This is a genomic window from Pseudovibrio sp. Ad5, from assembly GCF_001623095.1.
GTDB lineage: Bacteria > Pseudomonadota > Alphaproteobacteria > Rhizobiales > Stappiaceae > Pseudovibrio.
Genome location: NZ_LMCH01000015.1, coordinates 92,609 through 118,654 on the forward strand (window position 1 = coordinate 92,609; position 26,046 = coordinate 118,654).

22 protein-coding genes and 1 riboswitch are annotated in these 26,046 nt (G+C 51.5%); of the genes, 11 read left to right on the top strand and 11 right to left on the bottom strand.

The window, feature by feature from the left end; translation table 11 throughout:
- The first annotated feature begins 105 nt into the window (after nucleotides 1-105).
- The gene (locus PsAD5_RS09205; protein WP_063291887.1) at nucleotides 106-1,230 is read left to right on the top strand and encodes a heparin lyase I family protein; all 1,125 of its coding nucleotides are present in this window, start codon (nucleotides 106-108) and stop codon (nucleotides 1,228-1,230) included.
- On the opposite strand, the gene PsAD5_RS09210 is transcribed toward PsAD5_RS09205, so the two are convergent.
- Nucleotides 1,227-2,894, bottom strand: a complete 1,668-nt coding sequence (locus tag PsAD5_RS09210) for a formate--tetrahydrofolate ligase (RefSeq protein ID WP_063291888.1) — start codon at nucleotides 2,892-2,894, stop codon at nucleotides 1,227-1,229. The genes PsAD5_RS09205 and PsAD5_RS09210 overlap by 4 nt on opposite strands.
- A 332-nt stretch (nucleotides 2,895-3,226) precedes the next feature.
- On the opposite strand from PsAD5_RS09210, the gene PsAD5_RS09215 reads away from it, so the two are divergent.
- From PsAD5_RS09215 to PsAD5_RS09235, 5 genes are all read left to right on the top strand, one after another.
- Nucleotides 3,227-4,120 carry a DMT family transporter gene (locus tag PsAD5_RS09215; protein ID WP_063291889.1) on the top strand — a complete coding sequence of 298 codons (894 nt, stop codon included), beginning with the start codon at nucleotides 3,227-3,229 and terminating at the stop codon, nucleotides 4,118-4,120.
- Nucleotides 4,121-4,296: 176 nt separating this feature from the next.
- Nucleotides 4,297-4,509: riboswitch (cobalamin riboswitch) on the top strand.
- A gap of 176 nt (nucleotides 4,510-4,685) precedes the next feature.
- Nucleotides 4,686-6,506, top strand: coding sequence for a TonB-dependent receptor plug domain-containing protein (locus PsAD5_RS09220; protein ID WP_063291890.1), 1,821 nt, complete (start codon nucleotides 4,686-4,688; stop codon nucleotides 6,504-6,506).
- 97 nt (nucleotides 6,507-6,603) lie between these two features.
- Nucleotides 6,604-7,476 (top strand): ABC transporter substrate-binding protein, encoded by an 873-nt coding sequence (locus PsAD5_RS09225; protein WP_063291891.1) that lies wholly within the window; start codon nucleotides 6,604-6,606, stop codon nucleotides 7,474-7,476.
- On the top strand, nucleotides 7,473-8,471 hold the full coding sequence (locus PsAD5_RS09230; RefSeq protein ID WP_063291892.1) for a FecCD family ABC transporter permease: 999 nt from the start codon (nucleotides 7,473-7,475) through the stop codon (nucleotides 8,469-8,471). The genes PsAD5_RS09225 and PsAD5_RS09230 overlap by 4 nt, the downstream gene beginning before the upstream one ends.
- Complete coding sequence (locus PsAD5_RS09235; RefSeq protein ID WP_063291893.1) at nucleotides 8,471-9,232, top strand: ABC transporter ATP-binding protein; 762 nt, start codon at nucleotides 8,471-8,473, stop codon at nucleotides 9,230-9,232. The genes PsAD5_RS09230 and PsAD5_RS09235 overlap by 1 nt, the downstream gene beginning before the upstream one ends.
- Nucleotides 9,233-9,244: 12 nt before the next feature.
- Here the strand turns inward: PsAD5_RS09235 and PsAD5_RS09240 are convergent, their stop codons facing one another.
- The 8 genes from PsAD5_RS09240 to cofG all read right to left on the bottom strand — a co-directional run bounded on the left by PsAD5_RS09240 (nucleotide 9,245) and on the right by cofG (nucleotide 16,781).
- Nucleotides 9,245-9,874 (bottom strand): TetR family transcriptional regulator C-terminal domain-containing protein, encoded by a 630-nt coding sequence (locus tag PsAD5_RS09240; protein ID WP_063288486.1) that lies wholly within the window; start codon nucleotides 9,872-9,874, stop codon nucleotides 9,245-9,247.
- A 306-nt stretch (nucleotides 9,875-10,180) separates the two neighbouring features.
- The gene (locus tag PsAD5_RS09245) at nucleotides 10,181-11,215 is read right to left on the bottom strand and encodes a TIGR03842 family LLM class F420-dependent oxidoreductase (protein ID WP_063291894.1); all 1,035 of its coding nucleotides are present in this window, start codon (nucleotides 11,213-11,215) and stop codon (nucleotides 10,181-10,183) included.
- A 93-nt stretch (nucleotides 11,216-11,308) separates the two neighbouring features.
- Complete coding sequence (gene npdG / locus PsAD5_RS09250; RefSeq protein WP_063291895.1) at nucleotides 11,309-11,977, bottom strand: NADPH-dependent F420 reductase; 669 nt, start codon at nucleotides 11,975-11,977, stop codon at nucleotides 11,309-11,311.
- Complete coding sequence (cofE, locus tag PsAD5_RS09255) at nucleotides 11,974-12,744, bottom strand: coenzyme F420-0:L-glutamate ligase (protein WP_063291896.1); 771 nt, start codon at nucleotides 12,742-12,744, stop codon at nucleotides 11,974-11,976. The genes npdG and cofE overlap by 4 nt, the downstream gene beginning before the upstream one ends.
- Nucleotides 12,744-13,394 (bottom strand): 2-phospho-L-lactate guanylyltransferase, encoded by a 651-nt coding sequence (gene cofC, locus PsAD5_RS09260; RefSeq protein WP_063291897.1) that lies wholly within the window; start codon nucleotides 13,392-13,394, stop codon nucleotides 12,744-12,746. The genes cofE and cofC overlap by 1 nt, the downstream gene beginning before the upstream one ends.
- On the bottom strand, nucleotides 13,391-14,374 hold the full coding sequence (gene cofD / locus PsAD5_RS09265; RefSeq protein WP_063291898.1) for a 2-phospho-L-lactate transferase: 984 nt from the start codon (nucleotides 14,372-14,374) through the stop codon (nucleotides 13,391-13,393). The genes cofC and cofD overlap by 4 nt, the downstream gene beginning before the upstream one ends.
- Nucleotides 14,371-15,645: a 5-amino-6-(D-ribitylamino)uracil--L-tyrosine 4-hydroxyphenyl transferase CofH gene (cofH, locus tag PsAD5_RS09270; protein WP_063291899.1), complete on the bottom strand. Its 1,275-nt coding sequence runs from the start codon at nucleotides 15,643-15,645 to the stop codon at nucleotides 14,371-14,373. Before cofH ends, cofD begins: the two co-directional genes overlap by 4 nt.
- Nucleotides 15,642-16,781, bottom strand: a complete 1,140-nt coding sequence (cofG, locus tag PsAD5_RS09275) for a 7,8-didemethyl-8-hydroxy-5-deazariboflavin synthase CofG (protein ID WP_193778145.1) — start codon at nucleotides 16,779-16,781, stop codon at nucleotides 15,642-15,644. Before cofG ends, cofH begins: the two co-directional genes overlap by 4 nt.
- Before the next feature lie 841 nt (nucleotides 16,782-17,622).
- Here cofG and PsAD5_RS09280 point away from each other — a divergent pair.
- From PsAD5_RS09280 to PsAD5_RS09295, 4 genes are all read left to right on the top strand, one after another.
- Nucleotides 17,623-18,894, top strand: coding sequence for a Zn-dependent hydrolase (locus tag PsAD5_RS09280; protein ID WP_063291900.1), 1,272 nt, complete (start codon nucleotides 17,623-17,625; stop codon nucleotides 18,892-18,894).
- Between the two features lie 32 nt (nucleotides 18,895-18,926).
- Nucleotides 18,927-20,381, top strand: a complete 1,455-nt coding sequence (hydA, locus tag PsAD5_RS09285) for a dihydropyrimidinase (RefSeq protein ID WP_063291901.1) — start codon at nucleotides 18,927-18,929, stop codon at nucleotides 20,379-20,381.
- 212 nt (nucleotides 20,382-20,593) lie between these two features.
- The gene (locus tag PsAD5_RS09290) at nucleotides 20,594-22,093 is read left to right on the top strand and encodes an NCS1 family nucleobase:cation symporter-1 (protein WP_063288494.1); all 1,500 of its coding nucleotides are present in this window, start codon (nucleotides 20,594-20,596) and stop codon (nucleotides 22,091-22,093) included.
- 79 nt (nucleotides 22,094-22,172) lie between these two features.
- The gene (locus PsAD5_RS09295) at nucleotides 22,173-22,460 is read left to right on the top strand and encodes a DUF1330 domain-containing protein (RefSeq protein ID WP_063291902.1); all 288 of its coding nucleotides are present in this window, start codon (nucleotides 22,173-22,175) and stop codon (nucleotides 22,458-22,460) included.
- Between the two features lie 78 nt (nucleotides 22,461-22,538).
- Here the strand turns inward: PsAD5_RS09295 and PsAD5_RS09300 are convergent, their stop codons facing one another.
- The gene (locus PsAD5_RS09300) at nucleotides 22,539-24,173 is read right to left on the bottom strand and encodes an AMP-binding protein (protein WP_063291903.1); all 1,635 of its coding nucleotides are present in this window, start codon (nucleotides 24,171-24,173) and stop codon (nucleotides 22,539-22,541) included.
- Nucleotides 24,174-24,232: 59 nt separating this feature from the next.
- Entirely contained in the window at nucleotides 24,233-24,901 is a 669-nt protein-coding gene (locus tag PsAD5_RS09305) for a TetR/AcrR family transcriptional regulator (protein ID WP_063291904.1), read from the bottom strand.
- Between the two features lie 133 nt (nucleotides 24,902-25,034).
- Between PsAD5_RS09305 and dctP the strand changes: the two genes are divergently transcribed.
- Nucleotides 25,035-26,033: a TRAP transporter substrate-binding protein DctP gene (gene dctP, locus PsAD5_RS09310; RefSeq protein ID WP_063291905.1), complete on the top strand. Its 999-nt coding sequence runs from the start codon at nucleotides 25,035-25,037 to the stop codon at nucleotides 26,031-26,033.
- Nucleotides 26,034-26,046: the final 13 nt, after the last annotated feature.

Genomic DNA, 26,046 nt, shown 5'->3' on the forward strand with positions numbered 1-26,046 from the left:
AAATCCTATGAAAAATCCCGAAAGTCTCTTGGGTGTGCAGCAATAAATCTTCTCTAGATTGGCGTGATCTGCAATCAATCCAGCACCGTGCCTTTGGGAGAAAAGATGCCGGATTCAGATCTACGCGATACTTTCAGAAGATACGGTCTGCTCATCCCTGTGCTTGCAGGTCTATGCCTGTTGGTGAGTCCTCAGCTCTCAGTTGCCGACGACCTAACTCCAAAAGACGAACCCTCTGACAAAACTGATGTCATCGTGACACCCCAACAGGACGGAGGTGTTCACATCAATGAAATGCGTCAGTCAAGGTGTGCCGTCATGATTGATGACTTTGATGAATACCCAAGTGCAAGCGACTGGGATATTCACCGCATGAACAAGCCAGAAAACTTCCAGATTGAAAGCGATGTTGTGCGCGATGGTGGACACTCGCTGGCGATCACAGTGTTCGGCGATGATGAGTTGGACGCAGAGGGAAACCTGAAAAATGAACTTTGGGAGGCCCGTCAAAAACGTTGTAATTTTGGCGATGAGGTTTGGTACTCATTCAGCTTTAAAATTGATGGAACCGTCTGGCCTGCCGGATCGACCCGCTGGGTCATTGGTCAATGGAAGGAAGACTCTGGCGGCAGCCCATTTCTGGCGCAACGGTTTGACAACGGCGTTTTTCACATCACTGTCCAGCATAATGACATTCGCAAACTGGTTGCGCAGGCAGAAGGCAGCTATCAGCAAGACTTTAAGGGGTTCTCGCAGGAGCTACAGCAAATGCTGAGTTTGGATCGGCAAGGTTTTCGCAACAGAAATGATGCAAGCCGCACCTCAGACGAGTTCCTTGGCAGTGGCCTTTCAATTCCTGAGCTGAAAAAAGCGATTGAAGCACAGGATACCTCCAAGTTCCCATTTCTGGCGGACCCACAAACCTACTCAGATTATCCAGGTATTCAGATCGAACTCTCAGATGACCCGGTACTGCCGGATCCAACAACCGGATGGGTTGATATGCGTTATCGCGTCAAAGGAAGCCGTGTTGGGCAGGGGATCATCGAGATTTGGGCCAACAACAGGTTCATCGCACGCGTTACTGGTTACATTGGTAATGATGAGTTTGCCGGTAAAACCCAATACTTCAAGTTCGGGCATTACCGGGATTATGATCGCGATGACTTACAGTCGACAGTGTATCTGGACCGCTTTCGCCGCGGCCCACACCGGTCTGATGTAGACTAGAACAAGCCTTCAATCTGGCTGTTTTCATCAAGCCCGATGGTCTCTGCTGCCGGGTGGCGCGGCAGGCCCGGCATCACCATAATATCGCCAGTCAGTGCAACAATAAATCCAGCCCCTGCGGAAAGTCGAACCGCACGCACATGGATGCTGTAGTCAGATGGTGCCCCAAGCAAAGCCGGATCGGTCGAGAAGGAATAAGGCGTCTTGGCCATGCAAACCGAGAGATGACCGTACCCCTGTTCCTCATAGGATTTGAGTTGATCTTTGACAGCCGGCTCGCAGGTGACTTTGGAGGCGCCGTAGACTTTTTTACAAATCCTGCGAATTTTCTTCCAAAGGGCCAGATCATCTTCATAAAGATGTTTGAAGTCTGACTGTGTCGTCTGGAGAATTTCGGAGACAGAAGTCGCCAGCTCTTCAGTGCCTGCTGAGCCATTGGCCCAATGTGTGCAGGGCACGGCCTTTACGCCAAGCTTCTCCATCCGTGACAGGATCACGTCAATTTCCTGATCTGTATCAGGGCCGTACCGATTGATAGCCACAATCACAGGAACGCCATAGCGTTGACAGTTTTTGACGTGTCGCTCCAGATTGCTCATGCCTTTTTCAAGCGCGGGGATGTTCTCCACTGTCAGATCATTCTTGGCAACACCGCCATGCATCTTGAGTGCACGAACAGTGGCTACAACAACAACGGCATTCGGTGTCAAACCAGCTTGACGGCATTTGATGTTGAAGAACTTTTCTGCTCCAAGGTCGGCACCAAAGCCTGCTTCTGTCACCACATAATCAGAAAGGCGCAGTGCTGTTTTCGTCGCAATCACCGAGTTACAGCCATGCGCGATGTTGGCAAACGGGCCGCCATGAATAAAGGCAGGATTGTTCTCAAGCGTTTGAACCAGATTGGGGCGAAAGGCATCTTTAAGCAGCGCAGTCATCGCACCATCAGCTTTGATATCCCGGCAGTAAACGGGTGTCTTGTCTTTACGATACCCAATCAACAGGCGACCCAAACGGTTCTGAAGATCCTGTAGATTTTCAGCAAGGCAAAGCACGGCCATCACTTCAGAAGCCACGGTAATGTCAAAGCCAGATTCACTCGGGAACCCATTGCTTACACCGCCAAGACCAGTGGTAACGGAGCGCAATGATCGGTCATTGATATCGACTACCCGGCGCCAGACAATCCGGCGCTGGTCAATATTCTCTGCATTGCCCCAATAGATGTGGTTGTCGATCATTGCAGAAAGCAGGTTATGCGCAGCGGTGATTGCATGCAGATCACCTGTAAAATGGAGATTGATATCCTCCATAGGCACCACCTGCGCGTAACCGCCACCTGCAGCTCCACCCTTCATGCCAAAGCACGGGCCAAGAGAAGGTTCGCGCAGACAGATGGTTGTTTTTAACCCAATGCGGTTGAGAGCATCACCAAGTCCTACGGTTGTCGTGGTTTTGCCTTCCCCAGCCGGAGTTGGAGAGACTGCTGTGACAAGTATGAGTTTTCCATATGGATTACTGCTCAGCTCAGGCATCTCATCCAGATTAACCTTGGCTTTAAACCGGCCATAAGGTTCAAGAGCGTCCTCCGGGATCTTCAGATTTTGAGCGATGCGCGCAATGGGTTTCATGTCTGCTGCGCGGGCAATTTCAATATCTTTCATGGAAAATCTCCAGATTAGAACGTGTAATCAAATGAGCCGGAGAGAGCGTCAAAAACGCAAATCAGGCAGGAACAGCAATGTAATCTCTACGTAGAATCTCTACCGAATGCACCTGCAAAGTTCAAGATTGAGGTAGGGCACTTGAAACTAACTTAGTTAACGGTGCTCATCTGTGTTTTTGCTGAGATGTGAAATATTATTGCCTGAATAGCTGTTGGTCTGTTCTAAAATTCACCAGACTGCGCTTGCGCGGCAAATCCAAGAGCAGTAGAGCTGGTTGGCTTTTATAAACAAACTGCGTCGTGCCGTAGTTTCGTCGGTTAGGTCACCCCATGTTTTTATTTGAAGTTGCCGCGCTCGGTGCCGCTGCCACCTGGGCTATTGGTGGTCTCATTTCAGCAAAACCTGCAGCACACCTTGGAGCCATTGGCTTCAACTGTGTGCGTATGTGGTTTGTTGTGGTGTTTCTGGGTATCTATGTCATTGCAACAGGCACATGGAATACGGTTGATTCAAGCCACGCTTCTCTCATCTTTCTCTCTGGCTTTGTCGGCATCTTCATGGGGGACACATTGCTGTTCCTCACGCTCAACCGTATGGGACCGCGCCGCACAGCCATCCTGTTTTCCATGAACGCACCCATCTCAGCGCTTCTCGGTTGGTTGTTTCTGTCAGAGGAACTGTCATTTCAGGCGCTTGTTGGTATCTTATTCGTTTTAGTGGGCGTTATTCTCTCCATTGCGTTTGGAAAGCGCAAAGACCAGCTCCATAAATGGGAGGCGATTAGAGGTCCTGTTGCCATTGGTATCCTCTTTGGCACGTTGGCCGCACTTTCCCAATCAGTAGGGTCAATCATCATTCGCCCCGTTATGGAAAGTGGAGCAGATCCTGTTGCGATTTCTCTTATGCGCTGCACCATTGCAGCCTTTGGTTTGCTGGTGTTGTTTTACCTGCCGGGCCGTCCATTCAGATTGGCGAACCCAATCAACAAAGAGATCGTCGCACTGGCCTCCTTGTCCGGCATGCTGGGCATGGGGATCGGTATGACGCTGATCCTCTATGCACTCAGCGGTGGCGAAGTTGGCATTGTTTCTACCTTGTCAGCAACCACACCAGCCATGATGCTACCTGTTTTATGGTGGCAAACCAAAGAGTTCCCTGCCATTGGAGCATGGATCGGCGCACTCCTCGTCATTCTCGGCTGTGCTTTGATTTTCATGAGCTAAGCAAACGAGAAGGTAGCGATGCCGCCTAAGCATCCCTAGCAGGTGCGGCCTTAAGTGGTCGCACCGCAAGATATGGAGATGTGCTCTCTCCAGCAAATTCTGTGAGTTTAGCTGGCAATTGGTCGAATTTTATCAAGTTCCTCGCTCAGCCAGTTGACGGAAGCCCCTGAAATCTGATCAATAGCCGGGCATTTGGTATTTTTGTCGATCAGATAAAAATGAAAAGGGAACACGGTCCATTTGGAAAAGCCGTGGCTGCCCCCGCAACTGTAAGCGTAGAGTTGTTGCTCACACATGCCACTGATGCAGCTGTTTAAAGCGGTGTTGGGAAGGCGGAGCAACAATAAGGACGCGCAAGCCAGGAGACCTGCCAGATGCAGTCACTCACCCACGGTACGGGGCGTGCTAAGGGGCGGTATTCCGTTCAGGTGACATTCACAGTGCGTCTGAGTGGTGATGAATCTGACTTTGTTTCAACGGGTTAGAACCAAGTTTCTTCAAAGGCGCACAATGCAATCAACAGCATGGCATCCGACATGGATGCTGTGAATGATGGACCAAACTCGTGCGTAACACATCTTGGATCGCAGCTACCCTCAAGTCCGGCGTAGCCCTTTCAGCGCTCTTCAGCTCAACTCTTATCTCATCCGCAAACGAGACAGAGCTTGATGACATCATCGTCATCGCCAACAGAACGGAAACCGAAGCCGGCAAAGTCGGCTCCACAACACATGTCGTGACCGAAGAAGACCTAAAGAACGACGGCGCTATGTTTGTCTCTGAATACCTGACAAAGTTGCCGGGTATCTCGTTCTCGCAAAACGGCGGAGCGGGTAAAACAAGTGCTTTGCGCATTCGTGGAATGAGTGGTTATTACACGAAGATTTTGCTGGATGGTGTCGATATTGCTGACCCGTCTGGTACGCAAGTTGAAGCTCGCCTTGAGCATGTCCTACTTAATGATGTTGAGCGTATTGAAATCTTAAAAGGCTCGCACAGTGCATTATATGGTGGCCAAGCGGTGGGGGGTGTTATCAATATCATCACCAAACGCGCTGCGCCGGGCACCGTGAAGCATAATGCGGCCATCGAGGGCGGCAGCTACGGAACCGTCAACGCGTCCTATGGATTTCAAGCGGCGACTGAAACAGCAGATATCGCAGTAAATGTGCAGCGCTACCATACTGATGGGTTTAGCGCGCAAACTCCAAAAAGTGACACAGCAGATGAGGACGGTTATGAGAACCTGACCTTTTCTGCAAAAGGTTCAGTCGATGTCACAGAGGCTCTGAACCTATATTTTGTTGCACGCGGTACGGATGGTCACAGCGAGTTTGATGGGGGATCTGATCCAGATGGGCGTGATGAGCAGGATTTTCATCAGTACATGGGAAAATTTGGTGCAGATGTTGCTTGGTTTGATGATCGAGTAACAACTGATGCTTCGTTTCAGGTCATTCATACAAAGCGCCAATACTTTGGCGGGTTCTCCAAAAAGTACTCAGGTGATCGTTACAAGTTTGACGTTCTCAATACCTTTGAAGCGACAGACGAAATTACTTTGAATTTTGGTGGCGATTGGATGCATGAAGACTATACTGAGTATGGTAGTAGCCGTATCTTTGGTGGCTTTGTTGAAGCAATGGTTGAGCCATCAGATGACCTAAGCCTCTCGGTGTCTTCTCGCTTGGATTACCATTCTCATTTCGGTGCTTATTGGTCTGGTCGTGGAACCATTTCCTATCAGTTGCTTGAAGATACGCGTATCCATTCAAGCCTCGGGAATGGTTTTCGAGCGCCATCATCTTATGAGTTGTATGACGTAAAATATGGGAACCCAAATTTTGAACCTGAAACTGCCATGAGTTTTGACCTGGGTATCGATCAGAATCTGTTGGGTGATAAACTTAGACTTTCAGGAACCTATTTTCAGATCATGACTGAAGATTTGATTAGATATGACCGTACAACCAATAAATACGTACAGATCAACGGCATGTCCCGCAGCCAAGGTGCGGAGCTGTCTGCTAACTGGGATGTTCTCGACAATCTGAGCTTCAATGCTGCCTACACTTACACATGGGCTGTTGGACCAGACAAAAAACGTCTGCGCCGTGTACCGCTGCATGATGTGAATGTCGGGGCAACTTACAAGCCCGTTGATGTGCTGACCCTCAACCTCAATACCAGTTACGTCTCCGGTATCGAAGATGACGGTGAGCTCGACGACTTCGTTCTGGTCAATGCCAAAGCTGCTTATCAGTACACTGAGAATCTGACGTTCCACGTCCGCGGTGAAAACTTGCTGGATCAGGATTATGAGCGGATCAAAGACTATCAGACACCGGGTCTTTCCGTTTACGCTGGTCTTACTGCCAGTTTCTGATTAAGTATGCCGCTCGGTGAAAGCTGAGCGGCATCTTGCAGGGGAAGGCTCTGCTCGGGCTGCCTTCCAATGTCTGTACGCCTTTCAAAAGGTCGAAATGCGAAATAAGATCAAAAAGATCATGCAAATGGCGTTTCTGATGGCTCTGGCAATCAGTCCTGCTGTTGTACGAGCGGACCAGAGCGAGGCGGAGGCACCCCGGCGAGTTGTCTCCATGAACCTGTGCACCGACCAGTTTTCCATGCTACTTGCGGGCAAAGAACAACTTGTATCAGTCTCCAAATTAGCATCTGACCCAACGCTCTCCGTCATGAGTAAAGAGGCAAAGGCCTATCCGGTCAACTTCGGCGGGGCGGAAGAAATCTATCTGATGAACCCTGATCTGGTGATCGCAGGGACATACACAAACCAAACCACAGTCCAGATGCTGCGCGGTCTCGGAATAACGGTGGTTCAAGTGCCGCCCGTTCGCACGATCTCAGACATCGCCAAAGAGCTACGACGTCTCGGTAAGGTATTGGGACGTGAACAACAAGCTGAAGCGCTTGCACAGCAGTTCACCTCCGAAATCCAACAGTTAATCGACGTCCAGCCAGATGAACAGGCACGGGCAGGGGTCTACTACGCCAATGGGTACACGGCGGGAGATGGTAGCCTCGTCAATGAGTTGATCACAACGGCAGGCCTGCAGAATATTGCCAATAATCTGGGCTTGAAGGGCACAAGTAAACTGCCTCTGGAGCTGCTGATCCTCGAAGACCCACAGTTGCTTGTTGAGGGCACTCAGTTCTCAGATAAACCAGCACTGGCTTTTGAACTCCTCGCTCACCCGGCATTGAAGCGAACACTCGGCAACAGTGGCCGCGTCATGGTTGAAGACAAATACACCATTTGTGGTCTGCCGTTTGTGACGCAAGCTATTGGTAAACTGGCCAACCAAGCCACCAAATTAGGAGCGCAAGCCGAATGACAAAGCATCCGGATGCTCCGTTGATTATGACACTATGCCTGATCGCTGCTGTCTTGTTTGTAACCTCGCTCATGATCGGCGCTGCTGATTTAACATTCATGCAGCTGATTAAAGCAGCATTCGCCGCAGAAAAAACACCCGTTTCCATCGTCTTTTGGGAAATCCGCGTGCCGCGCGCCCTTCTGGGCTTAATCACGGGTGCAACACTAGGCCTGTCCGGTGCTGTATTGCAGGGCCTCCTGCGCAATCCGTTGGCGGAACCTGGTTTGATCGGCGTCAGCTCCTCCGCAAGTCTGGGCGCAGTCATAGCTATTTACACAGGACTGACAATTACCATGCCCTTCGCACTGCCAGCGTTTGCATTGCTCGGCGCAGCGATTGCAGCAGTTTTGCTGCCCATGCTGGCAGGCGGGCGAGGGCAGACGCTGACACTGATCCTTGCAGGCGTTGCGATCTCAAGCATAGCGACTGCGCTCACGTCATTGGCACTCAACCTGTCGCCTAACCCGTTTGCAGCCATGGAAATCGTGTTCTGGATGCTGGGTTCATTAAACGACCGGTCCATGCAACACCTTTACATCATTGCGCCGTTCATCGTGATCGGCTGGAGCCTCTTGCTCATCACGGGCAAAGGCCTCAATGCGTTGTCTCTGGGTGAGGAAACTGCTCATACTATGGGTGTGTCTCTACCTCATCTGCGATTTTGTGCCATTGCGGGAACCGCGGCCAGTGTTGGTGCTGTGACAGCTGTGACTGGAACAATCGGTTTCATCGGTCTGATTGTACCTCATCTGCTACGCAAAATGGTGGGCGGAGAGCCGCAACGCCTTCTGCTGCCAAGTGCCATTGCAGGGGCATGCTTGCTTACGCTTGCAGACATCACAGTGAAACTGTTCGGCCCACAATCAAACCTCAAGCTCGGAGTGCTGACGGCAATTGTCGGTGCGCCGTTCTTCCTTTGGCTGATCATTAAACAACGCAGGGCTTTGATCTGATGCTGCTTCAACTCAAAGATCTTTCTGTCAACTACGGTCCCAAGAACATCCTGTCCTCAATCAATCTGGAGATTGGTAAAGGTGAGATCGTTGGCTTGATCGGCCCCAACGGCTCAGGCAAATCCACACTGATGAAAGCCATGGTCGGATTAATCCCGTCTTATGGAGAGATCAGCTACGACAACCAGCTCCTCAAAAGCATCTCGGCCAAGCAATTATCCAAGCATGTTGCTTACATGGCGCAGGAGCGTGATGTGGCATGGGATTTGTCTGTAGAACGCATTTTGGCTTTGGGGTGTGAAGCAATCGGAGGTTCTGTTCGGACGCCAAAACACAAGGCGGAACTGGAAGAGACGATTGCAAGCTTGGGGCTGGACGCAATCAGAAAAGCCTCAATCCTACAGGTGTCTGGTGGAGAGAAGGCGCGTGCTCTGCTCGGTAGGGCCTTGATGCAAAAAACACCATTGATCATTGCGGATGAGCCAACGGCAGGACTTGATCCGGAACACCAGTTGGAGCTGCAGGAGATTTTTCAAAAGCTGCAACAACAAGGTACATCCATGCTTGTCAGCCTGCATGACTGGACATACGCAGCGCGCCTTTGCACGCGGCTCGCGATGCTAAAAGAAGGAAAGCTGGTCGCGTATGGTACGCCAAAAGACGTGTTGACCGAAGAACGCGTGCAGGATGTTTATCGTGTCAAAGCCCATATTCTGCAAACAGAGCAGGGGCCTGTGATCACCCCCACAACACGTTTGTAAGAAGACCTTCGATTATTCGGGTGCAAGGCTCTTACGGAACATGCGATCAAGGTATGCCGCAGCCTCTTTGAAGCGGTCCTTGGACTTATCTGCCGGAAGCAACGTCTCCACCTGACTGTCAAAGTCAGCGTAATGCTGTGTCGTGGACCAGATTGAAAACAGCAGGTGGTAGGGATCTGTCTCTGCGATCTTGCCTTCATTCATCCAGCCTTGAACAACGACTGTCTTCTCATCCACCAGTGACTTCAAAGGGCCGGCAATCAAAGATTTGATGCGCGGGGCACCCTGCAAGATCTCATTGGCAAACAAGCGGCTTTCCCGTGGGTAGTCCCGCGCCATCTCCAGTTTGCGGCGTACATACGCGCAAATCTCTTCAATGGGTTCACCTTCAGGATTGAGCTGATGTAGCGGATCAAGCCAGATGTACAGCAACCGTTCAATCAGCTCTGCATGAATGGCATCTTTGCTATCGTAATAATAAAAAAGGTTTGGTTTGGACAAGCCAGCTTGCTGAGCGACCTGATCGATCGTAGATCCACGAAATCCATAGGTTGAGAACACATCCAGCGCAGCTGCGAGGATCTTCTCAGTCTTTTCTATCTGAATTCGTGTTTTGCCTTTTGCTTCAGAAGCCTTAGCCATACTCTTTTCCAAATTGCTTAAGCACCGAACCTAAAAATACCCGCTCGGTATATGAGTAGGTTAGCACCTACGAAAACACAGTGCTCATATCAAGCTAAACACTAGTAGAAAAGTCGTGATGAGGCGGCTCACCCAATAATTGTTGTTTTTCTGCAATAAAGCGCATTCCTGAAAAGTGGTTCCGGTTTTCGGACAAGAATACGCGTAAAAATAAAGAGTTAAAGCTTGATGCGTGCATCCACATGAACACAGCCTGCTCTGGAAAGAGAAAAGGCCGGGCTCATATAGAACCCGGCCCATGTTTGCTTAGCTGACAGCTTCCGGTGTTTTTGCGTTGTCCGCGTTAAAGGCCGGAATGACCTTTTCGCCGTAATCTGCGATGATCTTCTCTTCGTCACCACTGTCCAGATAAATATTGAACTGAGTGATGCCCGCATCTTTCAGCTTGTTCAGCTTTTCAATGTGGTTTTCAGGTGGGCCGAGAACCGCAAAGCTTTCAACGATATCATCGGTAATGAAGTCGAGGAACGGATTGTCGCTCTGACCGTGCTTGGAATAGTCATAACCACGACGGTTCTCAATGTAAGACGTCAGAGATGCAGGCACCTGATCGGTGTTTGATCCATACTTCTCAACAATGTCCGCCACGTGGTTGCCAACCATAGCAGGGAACCACTTGGTCTTCTCAATGCCTTCTTCCAGTGTGCCTGTATGAGCAGGAGCAGCTGCCATAATGCCGAAGTTGCTCATGTCACGGCCAGCTTCCTCACCAGCTGCAACAGCCTGATCGCCAAGCCATTTACAAATGCCAGGCTCCGCAATCTGCAGAATAAGGCCATCACCTACGCGCCCAGCAGAGCTCAGCGCCTTTGGTCCATAAGCAGCAACCCAGACAGGGAGCTCATAACCATCTGCCCATGGGAACTTCACTGGCTCTGGGCATTCACCGTACTGCGCTTCTTCACCACGGATCAGAGCTTTAACAGTGTGAGTGAACTCTTCCAGACGCTTAAGTGGGGCAGGTTTTTTACCCATCACGCGCACAGCACTGTCGCCGCGGCCCAAACCAATATCAAAACGGCCGCCGGACTGTTTAGCAAGCGAACCAAACAAGCTGGCTGCATGAGACCAGTCACGGGTGTTCGGGTTGGTCACGCACGGTCCAAAACGCATGTTTTTGGTGTGTTCCATGCACATTGCCATAGCAACGAAGCTCTCACGCCATAAAATGTGGCTGTCGTAGAACCAGCAATACTTGAAACCAGCATTTTCCGCCTGACGAACCAGTGCCTTCGCGCGCTCTGGTTCTACAAACCCCTTAAAGCAAATACCAAAATCCATGTGTGTCTCCTCCACAAATAGTAAGGTGTTGTTCAAAGCGTATCCTCGAAAAACGGCAGTTGGCTTTCGAAGAAGGATACGCCCGAAAAAGTCTTAGTGATCCGGTGCCCAGATGCGGATTCCCGCATGTGTAAACGGCACAGCTTTTGAAATGTTCTGACGAATGAGGATCGGAGTGATCGCCTCAATACAGCGTGCTGCTTTTGCATTGCCGCTATTGTAGGTTTTCACATCAAGCTTGTTCACCAGCTCCATCACCACCTTGCGGGCAGCAAGGCTATCACCGCATACGAGGATGTCGCAGTTGATCGGCCAATCCAGATTGTTCAAAGTCGTGGCAGAAACATTGTGCAATGCACCCACAACCGGAATATCTGGCCCAAGCAATGCTTGTGCAGCCTCAGTAGCAGAGCCTTCAGGCGGCATTTCGACGGTCTTCGGGTCACCTGGCGCAAGCGGAACAACAATGTCGATCAGGATCTTGCCAGCAAGGTGCGGTTTCAGGGCGTTTAATGTTGCGTCGTGCGCCGCATAAGGCACAGCAAGCATAACGCACTCACCAGCCGCGGCCACTGCATCCTCGTTACCCATACCGTTGATCTGCGCAGAACCTTCTGGGAGCTTGGTCATCAACTCATCGGCAATTTCCTTGCCGCGAACTGCATCACGAGAGCCAAGCGCAACGGGAACACCCGTACGTGCAAACCTGAGTGCAAGCCCCTGACCCTGTGGCCCGGTTCCTCCGATAATTGCTAATGTCATCGGAACATGTCCTCCTTCTTAGATCTTATTAAATCCTGTGCTGAGCTCGCCTCCAGCGTCCAGTTCAATCCGCGAAACAGCACAACAGGCGTCTGGCCTGCTTTACTGATCACCAGACCGGAAGCCGCGGCCAACTCATCTGCGAAGGCGGGTTCGGTCACACTGAGCAAGCGCCCATGTGCATCCGAGTTGCCTTGTTCTTTGATTGTTGCGGGTACACCGGCAAGGCCCACAGCCACGTTTACTTGGCCAAGTCGCCAGGGCCGTCCAAAAGTGTCCGTAATGGCAAAGCCGATTTCGGCGTTAAAGCGTTTGGAAAGGGCTTCCTGCATACGGGCAGCACTGGCATCCGGGTCTTCAGGCAGCAAAATGAGCGTTTCATCTGTGCCGCTGTTGGATTCATCGACGGCCGCATTGGCGGAAATGAAGCCCAGACGGTGCTCACAGATCATCGTCCCTTCATTTTGCGTCGGCCGCTTAAAATGGCGAACCACCCGAGTGCTTTCCTGCAAGATGATCTCAACCTTACGCGGGTCTTTGCTCAGCTCTTCCGCATAGGTCTTAGCGTCTTCAGAAGGAGTGACATCTGACAGTCTCACAATACGGCCTTCCGCCTTAGAGAAGATCTTATGCGCAGATGTCAGGACGTCTCCATCTTGCAAAGAAAGTCCAGCTGCCTCAATGGCATCGCCCAAAATAGCAGCAAGATCATCACCGGGATTGATCTCTGGAATGTTCGGGATCGCATGTAGAGAAAGTGTATGCATCAAACAGCTCTCCGATCAGAACGTTTCTCAAGGAGCCGAGGCTGATGTGCGCTCAAATCTTCCATGTAATCGATATCTCTGGAAAAGGAGGAGGACGGGGCGATCACGCAGTTCAAACCACGCTCTGCCGCCTGGGCCTGATGCTTCAGGAAGGATGAACTGCCATAAGTGAACGAAATGGCATCCGGCGGCGTTACAATCAGCACATTGGTACCGTAGTCATGAGCCGGGCAAAGAACCAGTGAACTGGAAGAACCAGCAAGGCCCAGAAGTCGCTCAAACTCACCAAAGTCAGGTGATGCGATATCGGCAGGCAAAACGCAGAGTGTCTCGTAGCCATGCGCTTTTGCCCAAAGAGCAGCAGTCGACAGTGCACAGTTCAGTCCATCTTCCTCTCCCTCTAAGATCAGGTGAAGGCGATGATCAGTCACGGTTCTTGCGATAGTCGTAGAACTGGTGACCACCGCGATGTCAAAGGGCGTGCTGCTGCGTGTCTGTGCGTCCTGCAGAAAGGCAATGGTCTGTGCAAACAAGTTCGCAGCCACGATGGCCCGTTCATTGGCATCAAGATCCGGTCCCAGACGCGACTTGGCTCTCGCAAAATCCTTTACCGGAACCACAACAAGCGTTTTAAGGGCGGTTTCCGTCATACGCTCAGCTCCCGAGCCTCTGATGCCTTTCCGCTGCCAACATCGGAAAGGGCAAGCAGCGACGCCGCCAGCCGTACTTTGTCATCGCGGGTCTTCATGAGGATCGTGTCCAATGAGGTACACAGACCAAGGCCATTGATGGCAGTCACATGTTGCTCATCTGCATTATCAATCACAAAGCAATCCAGAAAATCCGCATAGATCTGAGCAACACCAAAGGCTGACGCTTCATAGCCAAGGGAAGATAGCATCCGGTCCGCAGGGCCTTTCACCACCCCCCCATTGATGATCGGTGAAACACCAATCTTGGGAGCCTTGGAGGCCTTTACTGCTTCCAGAATACCGGGAACTTTCAGGATTGGCAGAATACTCACGAGAGGGTTGCTTGGCGCGACCACAATTAAGTCTGCTTCCGCAAGTGCGTTCAGGGCTTCCTCGGTCGCATGTGCATCCTCAATATGATCGTAGTGCAGTTCCCGAACCTCAGGCGCACAGCGCTCTTTGACGAAGTATTCCTGAAAACTCAGCCAACCAGCCTCCGTTCTCACACGCGTTTGAACCATGTCGTCCGTTGGCAAAATCATCTCGCACTGAAGACCAAAGCTCTTGGCGATATCACGTGCAATATGCGTTGGGCGATCTCCCTGCCGACGCCTGTGTGTGCGGTAGATGTGCAGACCAAAATCACGGTCTCCCAGTGACATCCATGTATCGTCACCCAGTTTTGATAGCGTGTCTAACGCGCGGTGGCTTTCATCCGCCACACCCCAACCTTGCTGGCGATCAATCACATCGGCCAGTGTGTAGGTGAGGGTATCAATGTCCGGCGAAACCCAGAGACCGTGGAAAGCCTCATCATCTGCAATGTTGCCGATGATGGAAAGTTCCACATTCTCCAGATGATACACGCCCTCCGCCATTTTGGCGCCGCCGACCCCTCCGGCAATCAGAGTAACTTTGATAGGTGTGTTTGAGCTCATCCAGCACCTCCGATCGCTTGTACAGGCGCACCATCAGCCTCAGTCAGGAAGTTCAGCAGTCCGGAGTGTGCGCGGGCAACCAGAGGCGCCTGTTGTTCTGGCAATCCATCGGCAAAATCATTGATCACGCCATAAATGGTATTGCGCTGAACAGGCTCTCTGTCTGCTTCCTGAATGACTTGGCACATTTCATAGGCTGTGATTTCCTGCCCATGAGCAGCGCCAGCAGAACGGGAGATGCTCTCATTCATCAAAGTGCCGCCCAGATCATTCACACCGCATTGCAAAAGATCAGAGGCAAACTCTGCACCAAGCTTGGTCCAGGAAACCTGAATGTTGTCGATCCAGCCATGCAGCATAATCCGCGAAACTGCATGCATCTTGCGTACTTCCAGATCAGTCGGGCCGGGGCGCACGTTTTTCGGATCCGCCGTATAAAGCGGGCTCTCAGAGTGCACGAAGCTCAGGGGCACCAGTTCGGTGAAGCCTCCGGTTTCCTTTTGAATATCGCGCAGCAAGGCAATGTGAGCTGCCCAGTGCTCCGGCCCATCAATATGGCCGTACATGATCGTTGCGGTGGTCGGAATTCCAACCTCGTGGGCCGCTTTAATGATCTCTACCCACTTCTCAGTGCTCAACTTGTTGCGGGTCAGCTGCTGGCGAATATCTGTGTCCAGAATTTCCGCCGCTGTACCGGGCAGAGAACCCAGCCCGCAATCCTTCAGGTCCTGAAGAAAGTCCGTGTAAGACTGCTTGGTCTTGGCTGCACCATACCAAACCTCAAACGGTGAAAACGCATGGATGTGCATGTCCGGCAGCGCTTTTTTGATCGCCAACACGAGCTCACGATAATAGGTGCCTTCCATTTTCGGGTGCAGTCCACCCTGAATGCAGACCTCAGTCGCCCCTCGGTCCCAGGCCTCTTGTGCCCGTGCAACAACTTGCTCAGGCACCAGCCATTCAGCACCCGGATCTTCGGTTCGCTTGGCAAACCCGCAGAACTTGCACCCCATGTAGCAGACATTGGTGAAGTTGATGTTCCGGTTAACGACAAAGCCCACCCGATCACCATTGCACCGCTGACGGAGGGTATCCGCCACATAGGCAATAGCTGGAAACTCTTCTGCTGAGGCACGGAACAGGCATTCGCCTTCAGCTTGAGAAACCTCATTACCAGCCAGTGCCTTGCTCAAAATATCACGAACGGGAGCGCTGACACTGCGAAACTCTGGCGTATCACCGGTGCGCTGTGGGAAACTGTGAAGGGTCATAGGGTGCCTCCTGACTGAAGCGAGGCAGAGGAACCCATCTGTTCCCAAAGCCCTTGTGATTTTGAAAGCACAGCAGGGTCAACAAACTCGGTTTTATCTCGCAGATAACTCGGATAAACGGTCAGGCGCTCTTCCAGTTTCTGCCCTGCCAACTGAGTAGATTTTGCAAGCTCATCAATCACTGGCCAGCGGTGCTGAGGGTTGATGAAATCAATGGTAACCGGCGAAATACCGCCCCAGTCGTTGATACCCGCACTCAGGTATTCCATATGCCGCTCACTCAGATTTGGTGGAGCCTGAAGACTGATCTCAGGTGAAAGGATCAAGCGTGCCACGGCGAGTGTTCGCAGCATGTCATCCAGCGAAGGTTCCGGATGATTTTCCATTCCGATCCCTGGCTTGCGCTGGAAATTCTGGATAATCACTTCCTGAATATGGCCGTGCCGAGCATGGCTTTCATTGATAGCCTCCAGCGCTTCAATGCGCTCTTCCCATGTCTCACCAATGCCGATCAGCAGTCCAGTGGTAAACGGGATCTTCTTTTGTCCAGCACGTTCCAGTGTACGCAGGCGCTGGACAGGAGCCTTATCCGGACAGCCGTAATGCGGTTGGCCTTCTTTCATCAATCGGCGACTGGTTGTCTCCAGCATCATGCCCATGGAGGCGGCAAAGGGGCGCAGCTGGTCAATCTCTTCATCGCTCAGCGTACCCGCATTCACGTGGGGCAGTAGAGTTGTTTCCCGCAGCACCATCTCACAAGCATCAGCCAGATAGCTGACCATGGAACTGTAGCCAAGCGTTGCCAGAGCTGCTTTCGCCTGCTCGTAGCGCAGTTCAGGCTTCTCGCCCAGGCTGAACAGCAGTTCCTTGCATCCGGTCTCTTCACCCTGACGCGCCGTACGCATCACTTGCTCCGGTGTCATGATGTTGGCTTCGGGCGAACTGGGGTGTTTGACAAATGTGCAATACGTACATGTGTCCCTGCACATGTTTGTCAGTGGTACAAAAACTTTACGGGAGTAGGTGACAGTGTTGCCCCAATACTGAAGCTTTACTGTAGCAGCCTGTTGCATCAGATCCCGAAGATCTGAGCCTTGCACTTCCCCCAGGTATCGCGCTTGGTCAGCAGTCAGCATAATTTTTTACCTCTCGGTCAAAAAATATCTGCAACTAACAGTTAGTCAAGGGAGAATTATCTCTCGGCTAGAATAAATATGCTGCAATGCAAATAAAACAAGCAATGTTAAGAGTCTGTTTCAGCAATGGAAAGCTTTATTTTGCAATGATTTTTGTAAAGGTGCTTTGCAATATTGAACTATCAAAATCTTATTTGTGCAAAATTTTAGCAGTACATGCATAAATATCCGTCTTTCCAGTGTGTTGTTTCCCTTGATAAGTAGATGGGGAAACTTTGATTCCGATGATTTAGAAAAAAACATCAAAAAAACTTAGTAAGCTGTGGAGCTTTCTTACCTGCGACGCGCTTATCTCGCAGTTTTGGGAGGGCCTCTAAGTGTTTTACCTATTGGAATATCAGGAGAAATTTTGAAGTCGGCTGGTGAAATTGATCCATTTTTGAAGGTGGGTTGACAGATAATTGACTGTTTGGTCCAATTTACCCAAAGTTTTGGGAGGGGAATATCCAAGATTTAAGCTGAACTAAGCTATTGTATGAGGGGGCCACCTCTGCATACGATACCTACTCTGTTCCAAATGGGAAAAATAACCCTGCGGGAAATCTAGTAGATTGAATTTTTGACATATTTTGCCTGCAGCCTGTTTATGTGCGGTTGCAATCCGTCCGTCCTGTCAAAAAAAGAGATACAGCTTGAATCCTGCGAAAGTCCTCATCGGTTTTATCAGTTTTATACTCCTTCGGGAGACCAGATAACTATGGCGAGCCCGTTGCGTTTTTAAAGAATAAAGCGCGGGTAAGTTGAATAAAACGACGTTGTAAAAGCGTTATCGGAGAGACTTATGAGTAAACTTGGCTCAAATCATCGTATTAATGGTGACAGACTGTGGCGTAGCCTTATGGATATGGCCCAAATCGGACCCGGTGTTCGTGGCGGCAACAACAGGCAGACGCTCACAGACGAAGATGCCGAGGGCCGCAAGCTTTTCACCAGCTGGTGTGAGGCTGAAGGCATGTCAATGCACATTGATACCATGGGCAACATGTTTGCCCGGCTTGAAGGGGAAGATCCGAGCCTTGACCCGATCATGATCGGCTCTCATCTGGATACGCAGCCAACTGGTGGCAAGTATGATGGTGTGCTTGGTGTACTTGCAGGTCTGGAAGTAATCCGCTCCATTCGTGAGCGTGGCATCAAAACCAAACGCCCAATTGAAGTCGTCAACTGGACCAACGAAGAAGGCACCCGTTTTGCTCCGGCAATGCTGGCATCTGGGGTGTTCGCTGGCATGCACACGCAGGATTGGGCCTATGACCGCGAAGACGCAGAAGGCAAGAAGTTTGGCGATGAACTGAAGCGCATCGGCTATGTAGGTGAGGAGCCGGTAGGCGCCCGCAAACTCCACGCCATGTTTGAACTCCACATTGAGCAGGGACCAATCCTCGAAATCGAGGAAAAGGACATCGGTGTTGTCACCCACGGGCAGGGCCTCTGGTGGCTGCAGGTCACGCTCACAGGAAAAGACAGCCACACCGGCTCAACCCCAATGCCAATGCGAAAAAATGCAGGACTCGGCATGGCGCGCATCACAGAGTTGGTGCACCAGATTGCAATGGAAAACCAGCCGGAAGCCGTTGGCGCCATTGGACATTGCGACGTCTATCCAAACAGCCGCAACGTGATTCCGGGTAAAACCGTCTTCACCATCGATTTCCGCTCCCCGCATCAGGACGTTCTGGATGGCATGAAAGCTAAACTGGAAGCTGAGGCACCGAAAATCGCAGAAGAACTTGGTTTGGGCATTGAGATCGAAGCCGTGGGTCACTTTGATCCGGTCACCTTCGATGAAGGCTGTGTCTCTGCCGTGCGCAATGCAGCAGAGCGCCTGAGCTATTCCCATCGCGACATCATTTCCGGCGCAGGCCACGATGCTTGCTGGATCAACCGTGTAGCGCCAACAGCCATGATCATGTGCCCATGCGTGGATGGTTTGAGCCACAACGAAGACGAAGAGATTTCAAGAGAGTGGGCAACCGCAGGTGCTGACGTGCTGTTCCATGCAGTGCTGGAATACGCGGAAATTGAGCAAGATACCACCGAGCCAGCCGAATAACCCATAGATTTGAAAGAGTTGAGGACTGCAACATGTCTAAAGTTATCAAAGGCGGCACGATTGTAACTGCCGATAGAACCTACAAGTCTGATGTGCTGGTTGACGGTGGCAAGATCATCGAGATCGGTGAGAACCTTTCCGGTGATGAAACGCTGGATGCCTCCGGTTGTTATGTCATGCCGGGCGGGATTGACCCGCACGTGCATCTGGAAATGCCGTTCATGGGAACGCATTCTGCAGACAACTTCGAAATCGGCACAAGAGCAGGCCTTGCTGGCGGCACAACTATGGTGGTGGATTTCTGTCTGCCATCCCCCGGCCAGTCCATGATGGAAGCGCTTGCCATCTGGCAGCAAAAGTCCGGTGCAGCATGCTCGGATTACTCCTACCACATGGCTGTTACATGGTGGGGTGAGCAGGTCTTCAATGAAATGCAGGAAGTGGTGGATCGTGGCATCAACACCTTCAAGCACTTCATGGCCTACAAAGGCGCCTTGATGGTGGATGACGACGAAATGTTCGCATCCTTCCAGCGGTGTGCCGCCCTTGGTGCGATGCCGCTTGTCCATGCTGAAAACGGTGATGTGGTCGCCACCATGCAGCAAAAACTGTTGGCAGAAGGCAACAACGGACCTGAAGCGCATTCTTATTCTCGCCCGCCGGAAGTGGAGGGTGAAGCAGCCAATCGTGCAATCATGATCGCGGATATGGCTGGTGTACCACTCTACATCGTGCATACAAGCTGTGAGCAGGCCCATGAAGCCATTCGCCGTGCCCGCCAGAAAGGCATGCGTGTTTATGGGGAGCCGCTTATCCAGCACCTGACATTGGATGACAGTGAATACTCCAACCCAAGCTGGGATCATGCCGCACAGCGCGTGATGTCGCCTCCATTCCGCAACAAACAGCATCAGGATAGCCTTTGGGCAGGTTTGCAGTCCGGTTCATTGCAGGTGGTTGCAACTGACCACTGCGCCTTCACATTGGAGCAGAAACGCTTTGGTGTTGGCGACTTTACCAAGATCCCGAACGGTACAGGCGGTTTGGAAGACCGCATGCCAATGCTCTGGTCAACCGGTGTGCGCACAGGCCGCCTGACCATGAACGAGTTCGTAGCTGTCACTTCCACCAATATCGCCAAGATCCTGAATATGTATCCTAAAAAAGGTGCAATTCTTGAAGGAGCGGATGCCGACATTGTTGTTTGGGATCCTAACCGCTCAAAAACAATCACTGCTGCAAATCAGCAGTCCTGCGTTGAATACAACGTGTTTGAAGGCAGGGAAGTGGTCGGTCTGCCACGCTTCACACTCACCCGCGGTAAAGTCGCGATTGAGGAAAGCACGGTTAAAACCGAACCAGGTCACGGTGAATTCGTTGGTCGCGAGCCAAATGCTCCGGTCGGCGCCGCTCTGTCCAAGTGGAAGGAAATCACAGCGCCGCGCAAAGTTGAACGCCGGCCAGAATTGATGCCAGCAGGCGTATAAGTCTGCACACAGAGCAAAAGGCGCATCTCCGAACAGAGGACACTGGCTTTCGGAACAAGATGCGCTCGAAAGCAACAATTTAGAGCATGTCGCGGAGCTGAAAAGCACTGCGATATGCCATCAGGTCCGCGTGGGGTACGCGGGCTGGTCATTAAACGCAGTAGTATTTTTAGAGGGGATCTGCTGCTTTTAATCTGAGGGGGAATTACTCGATGTCGGATTCAACTCTAGGCTCAACCGGGAATGTCGTCCCGGACGAGTTTGGTATTATCCATCAGGAACTCGTCGGAATCGACGGTGATCTTTACAACGAAGATCAGCTGCCAACTGCTGCAGTGGCTCGTACATGGAACTGGGTTTCCATCTCCGCGCTCTGGGTCGGTATGGTGGTCTGTATCCCAACGTATCTGCTCGCGTCCTATCTGATTGGCGCAGGCATGAGTTGGGATCAGGCGGTCATGACGATCCTGCTTGCCAACGCAATCGTTCTCATTCCAATGGTTCTGATCGGCCATGCAGGCACCAAATACGGTATTCCGTTCCCGGTTTTGCTGCGCTCGTCCTTCGGTCCAGCTGGTGCAAAATTTCCAGCAGTCGCCCGTGGTATCGTGGCTTGTGGCTGGTTCGGTATTCAGACATGGGTTGGTGGTTCCGCGATCTACGTGATCCTGAACACGCTCATGAGTGGAGCACTGGCCGGTGACCCGCTCCCAATTCTGGGCATCAATGCAGGCCAGTTTGCCTGTTTCATGGCGTTTTGGGCACTGCACCTGTACTTCATCAAAAACGGTACAGAATCCATCCGTTGGTTGGAAACTTATGCAGCACCATTCCTGCTCGCAATGGGTCTGGCACTGCTGGCATGGGCCTATGTCAATGCTGGTGGGTTCGGTGCAATGCTCTCCACTCCAAGCCAGTTTGCTGAAGGTCAGCCTAAAGAAGGCCAGTTCTGGTCCGTCTTCTGGCCAAGCCTCACAGGCATGGTCGGCTTCTGGGCAACCCTTGCACTGAACATTCCTGACTTTACGCGCTATGCAAAAAGCCAGAAAGACCAGTTCATGGGGCAGGCTGTTGGCCTTCCAATCCCAATGGCGCTGTTTGCGTTCATCGCCTCTGCGGTGACCTCCGCAACTGTGGTGATCTTCGGTGAACCAATCTGGGATCCAATTGTCCTGGCTGAGAAAATGGGCGGCATGAGCATTATCATCGCTCTGTTCGCACTCATCGTTGCAACGCTCACCACCAACCTGGCGGCAAACGTTGTGGCTCCGGCACACGGGTTCTCCAACCTGGCGCCGAAATCCATCAACCTGCGTACCGGCGGTTACATTACAGCGGCTATTGGCCTTGTGATGTTCCCATGGATCCTTGTGAACCACATCATCGGCTGGTTGATTGCATACTCAGCGCTGCTGGGTCCGATTGCGGGAATTATGCTGGCAGACTACTACCTGCTGCGCAAAACCAAGCTCAACGTGGAAGACCTGTTCAAGCACAACGGCATCTATTCTGGCTCAAACGGCTGGAACTGGGCGGGCGTGCTCGCGCTGATCATCGGTATCCTGCCAAACCTTCCAGGCTTCCTGGCAGGCGTCGGTCTTTCCGGTCCAGCCTCACCACTGTTCGCAACCATCTACACCTATGCATGGTTCGTTGGTCTGTTCGTGGCAGGTATCGCCTACCTTATTCTGGCGAAAATCCTGAACAAGTAACAGGCAAACTCACAATAAATAACGAGAAGAAGGGGCGGCGTATCATGCGCCGCTTCTTCCTGTTTCAAAGGAAGAGAAAATGCCAAAAGCCTATTGGATCGCTCACGTGACAGTCACAGATCCTGAACCCTACAAGCTCTACGCAGACGGAGCTTCTGCCGCCTTCAAAAAGTACAGTGCCAACGTTTTGGCCCGCGGCGGCAAGTTTAAGGATCTGGAAGGCACAAACCATCCCCGCAACGTGGTGATCGAGTTTGCCGACATGGAAACCGCAATGGCGTGCTACAACAGCGAAGAGTATCAGGCGGCCAAGAAGCACCGCGAGAACGCTGGCATTGCCAACATCATCATCGTGGAAGGCGCCTAACGCGCATCTGCATCGGATGAAACGAAAAAAGCCGCAGCGATCAAACTGCGGCTCTTTTTATGTCTTCTGGAGAAAAACTTATTTCTCTCGCAATTCCCGGCGCAAGATTTTACCCACGGTAGACTTCGGAAGTTCTTCCAAAAACTCCACGTATTTCGGCACCTTATAAGCTGCCATCGCGTTGTGGCAGTAATCCTGCACGGCTTCTGGCGTAACGTCCTCGTTGTTGCGCACAACAAACGCTTTCACCGCTTCGCCAGTCCGCTCATCAGATGTACCCGCAACAGCTACTTCAACCACACCCTTGATCTCAGCTATCACAGCCTCGACCTCTGCGGGGTATACGTTGAAGCCAGACACAAGCACCATGTCTTTCTTGCGGTCGACAATCTTGAAGTTGTTGCGCTTGTCCATGATCGCAATGTCACCGGTACGGAAGAACCCGTCCGGCGTCATCACCGCAGCGGTTGCCTCCGGCTTGCGCCAGTATCCCTGCATAATCTGTGGCCCGCGTGCACAAAGCTCACCCGGCTGGCCAAGCGGAACTTCATTGTCCTCCGCATCCAGCAGCTTGATCTCCGTTTTCGGCATGGACTGGCCAACGGTCTCAGTGAACTCAGTGCTATCAAACGGGTTCACAGAAAGGATCGGCGAGGTCTCACTCAGGCCATATCCTTCAATGATGTGGTGACCGGTAACCTGTTTCCACTTATCCGAAATTGCCCGCTGAATGGCGGATCCGCCGCCCATGGCAAATTTGTAGTTGCTGAAGTCCAGCTCATCAAAGCCCGGGGTATGCAACAGGCCATTGAAAAGCGTGTTCACTCCGGTGATCACGCTGAACTTCCACTTCTTAAGTTCTTCAACAAACCCCGGCATATCGCGTGGATTGGTGATCAGCACATTGCGGGATCCCAGCCAGTAAAATGACACGCAATTCACCATCAACGCGAAGATATGATAGAGCGGCAGCGCCGTAATCACGATCTCCTCACCAGCCCGCATAAACCCGTCTGTCGCCGCATCAAACTGTGCGATATTGGCAACCAGATTGCCATGGCTCAGCGCCGCGCCTTTGGAAAGACCAGTGGTACCGCCCGTATACTGCAGGTAAATCAGATCACTCGGATTAATCTGCGGCGGTGTAAAGTCCAGCTGCTCACCTTTTTCAAGAACATCTGAGACTGTCAGGCGGTCTGCAAACATCTCGTGTGGAGGCGGTGAGGGCATGTCCACACCAGACGCATCACCCACATTGGCAATCACCACATTTTTGATTGGTGTATCCGCAACAACCTCTGCAAGCGTCGGGCTGGAGCCCGAGAAAATAAAGATCGTATCAGTGTCCGCATCGTTGAGCTGGTGTTTCAGCTCGCGCGGTGTGTACATAGGGTTGACGTTCACCTGCACCAGTCCGGCGCGCAATATGCCGAACATGAGAACCGGAAACGCCAGAATATTTGGCAGCATAATGGCGACGCGGTCGCCTTTCTTCAGGCCCAGCTCATTCTGCAAATAGGCAGCAACTGCGCGAGACCTCTCATCAACGTCTTTAAATGTAAGTGACTGGCCAAAATTGGTGAAGGCGACATTGTTTGCAAATCGGCCATTGGCCTCTTCAAATATCTCGATCACAGACCTGTAACCGTTCACATCAATTGGCTTGGTGAATACAGTAGGTGTCCAGGTTGGAGCACTAAGTGTATCAGTCATAATTCCTCCCAAAATTAAAACCTATACGCGTATATTAGAATATTCTTTCAGCTTACGCTTTAGGAATATCGTTCATCATTCAATATCTTATGAATTTTTTCTTTTTCCTCTTCAAAATCCCTAGGAGGAGCAAGGCCAAGTGAGCCCATAGCTGCCATGAAAAGCATATCAACCATTGCCTGCGATCCAAAACGGGCAGGGCCGGCATTGCGAATGGCTTGATTGGCGGTGAACCCGGTAATGAGCTGAACCGTCTGCCGCACCTGCATCTCCCAGTCCTCAAATGGAATCTGGTCCTTATAAGGGGTGCTGAGTTCAAGAATACGCTCTGCTGTCATGATGGTCAGCTGCTGGAAGCGCTTCCAGGTCTCAGGCTCCTTTGCTGAGATTTCATGAGCGGCGCGATACAGGCCAACATTCTCTTGCAGCAGTTTGTGGTTCAGAGCTGTCACAAAGTAGATAGTACTCTCAAGCGAGCCGAGGGGATCCTGCAGATCCTGAATAAGGCGTTGAGCATGCTCCTCGTAAATCTCAAAAAGGCGCTCGAACAACATTTCCTTGTTCTTGAAGCGAAAGTAGAAATTACCCGTAGACGAACCTGCAAGTTGAACAATGTCTGAAACCCGCGCCCGCGCCACACCCTCTTTGGCAAAAATCGTTTTTGCAGCTTGCAGGAAATTCTGCTCCGCCTCATAGCCTCGTTTTTGTTTTGGCTTATAAGATTTCATTTTACACTCAAACTAGACGATAAGTTCTGTTTTTGATAATGATAATTGTGTTGCCAAACTATAACATCTCTTGGCTTGGGGCCACTGATAATAGCAGAATGCATGTGTGATTTGGGAACATATTGGGGGGACTATGAAATTACGCGAATTATTGCTGGGGGTGGCCTTTTCATTCACTGCATTTGTGGGCGTGGCACAGGCTGCCAAAGAGCTAAAAATTGCAACCAGTGCGCCTTTAGGTACCCCATGGGTCAACCATGTGGAGGCCATTGCGAGCAAAATATCGGCCAACTCAGACGGGGCAATAAGCGCGAAATTATTTCATGCAGGTCAACTCGGTACAGAACCGGTTATGGTCCAAAAAGCCATTCGCGGAAGGATCGATATTCTCGGCAGCTCCATGACGGCGTTCTCCACGGTTGTCCCGGAAATGGCTCTCATGGGGGTTCCGTTCCTGTGGGACAGCTATGCGCAAATTGATTGCGCAATGGACAAACACCTGACGCCTGTTTTTGAACCTCTCTTTGAGAAAAAGGGTTTCAAGTTCCTGCAATGGAATGAGTTGGGCTGGATTCATACCTTCAGCAAAAAACCATTTCTGGCTCCTAGTGATGTGAAAGGCGTGAAAGTACGTGCAGCACCTGCCAAATACTCGGTCAACTTCTGGCAGGGTATGGGCGCAAACGGTGTCGTTCTACCACTTGCTGAAACGCCGTCTGCACTGCAAACCGGCATGGTGGAAGGCGGAACACTGCCAGCCATGACCTACGTGGCCATGGGCATGGGCAAGATGGCTCCACATCTCACGCTTTCTGCGCACCTACACCAGTCCGGAGCACTGGTCATGAGCATGCGCACTTGGAAAAAGTTGAGTAAGAACGAGCAGGACAGCATCACCAACGCTCTGGTGCCTGTCCAGGGTCTTCGAGATGAAGTCCGCTCCATGGCAAAGGACATGCTCGCAGGTTTTCAGGAAAAGGGTGGGCACGTCCATAAGCTTTCAGCCGAGCAACGCGAAGAATGGAAAACAGCCGTCCTGCCATTGCGTGAGGAACTGGTAAGCTCAATCGGCGGGCAGGCACAAGAAGTCTGGCCTAAGATTCTAGAGGCAAAGAAAGCCTGTCTGCTTTGATTCCATGATACCT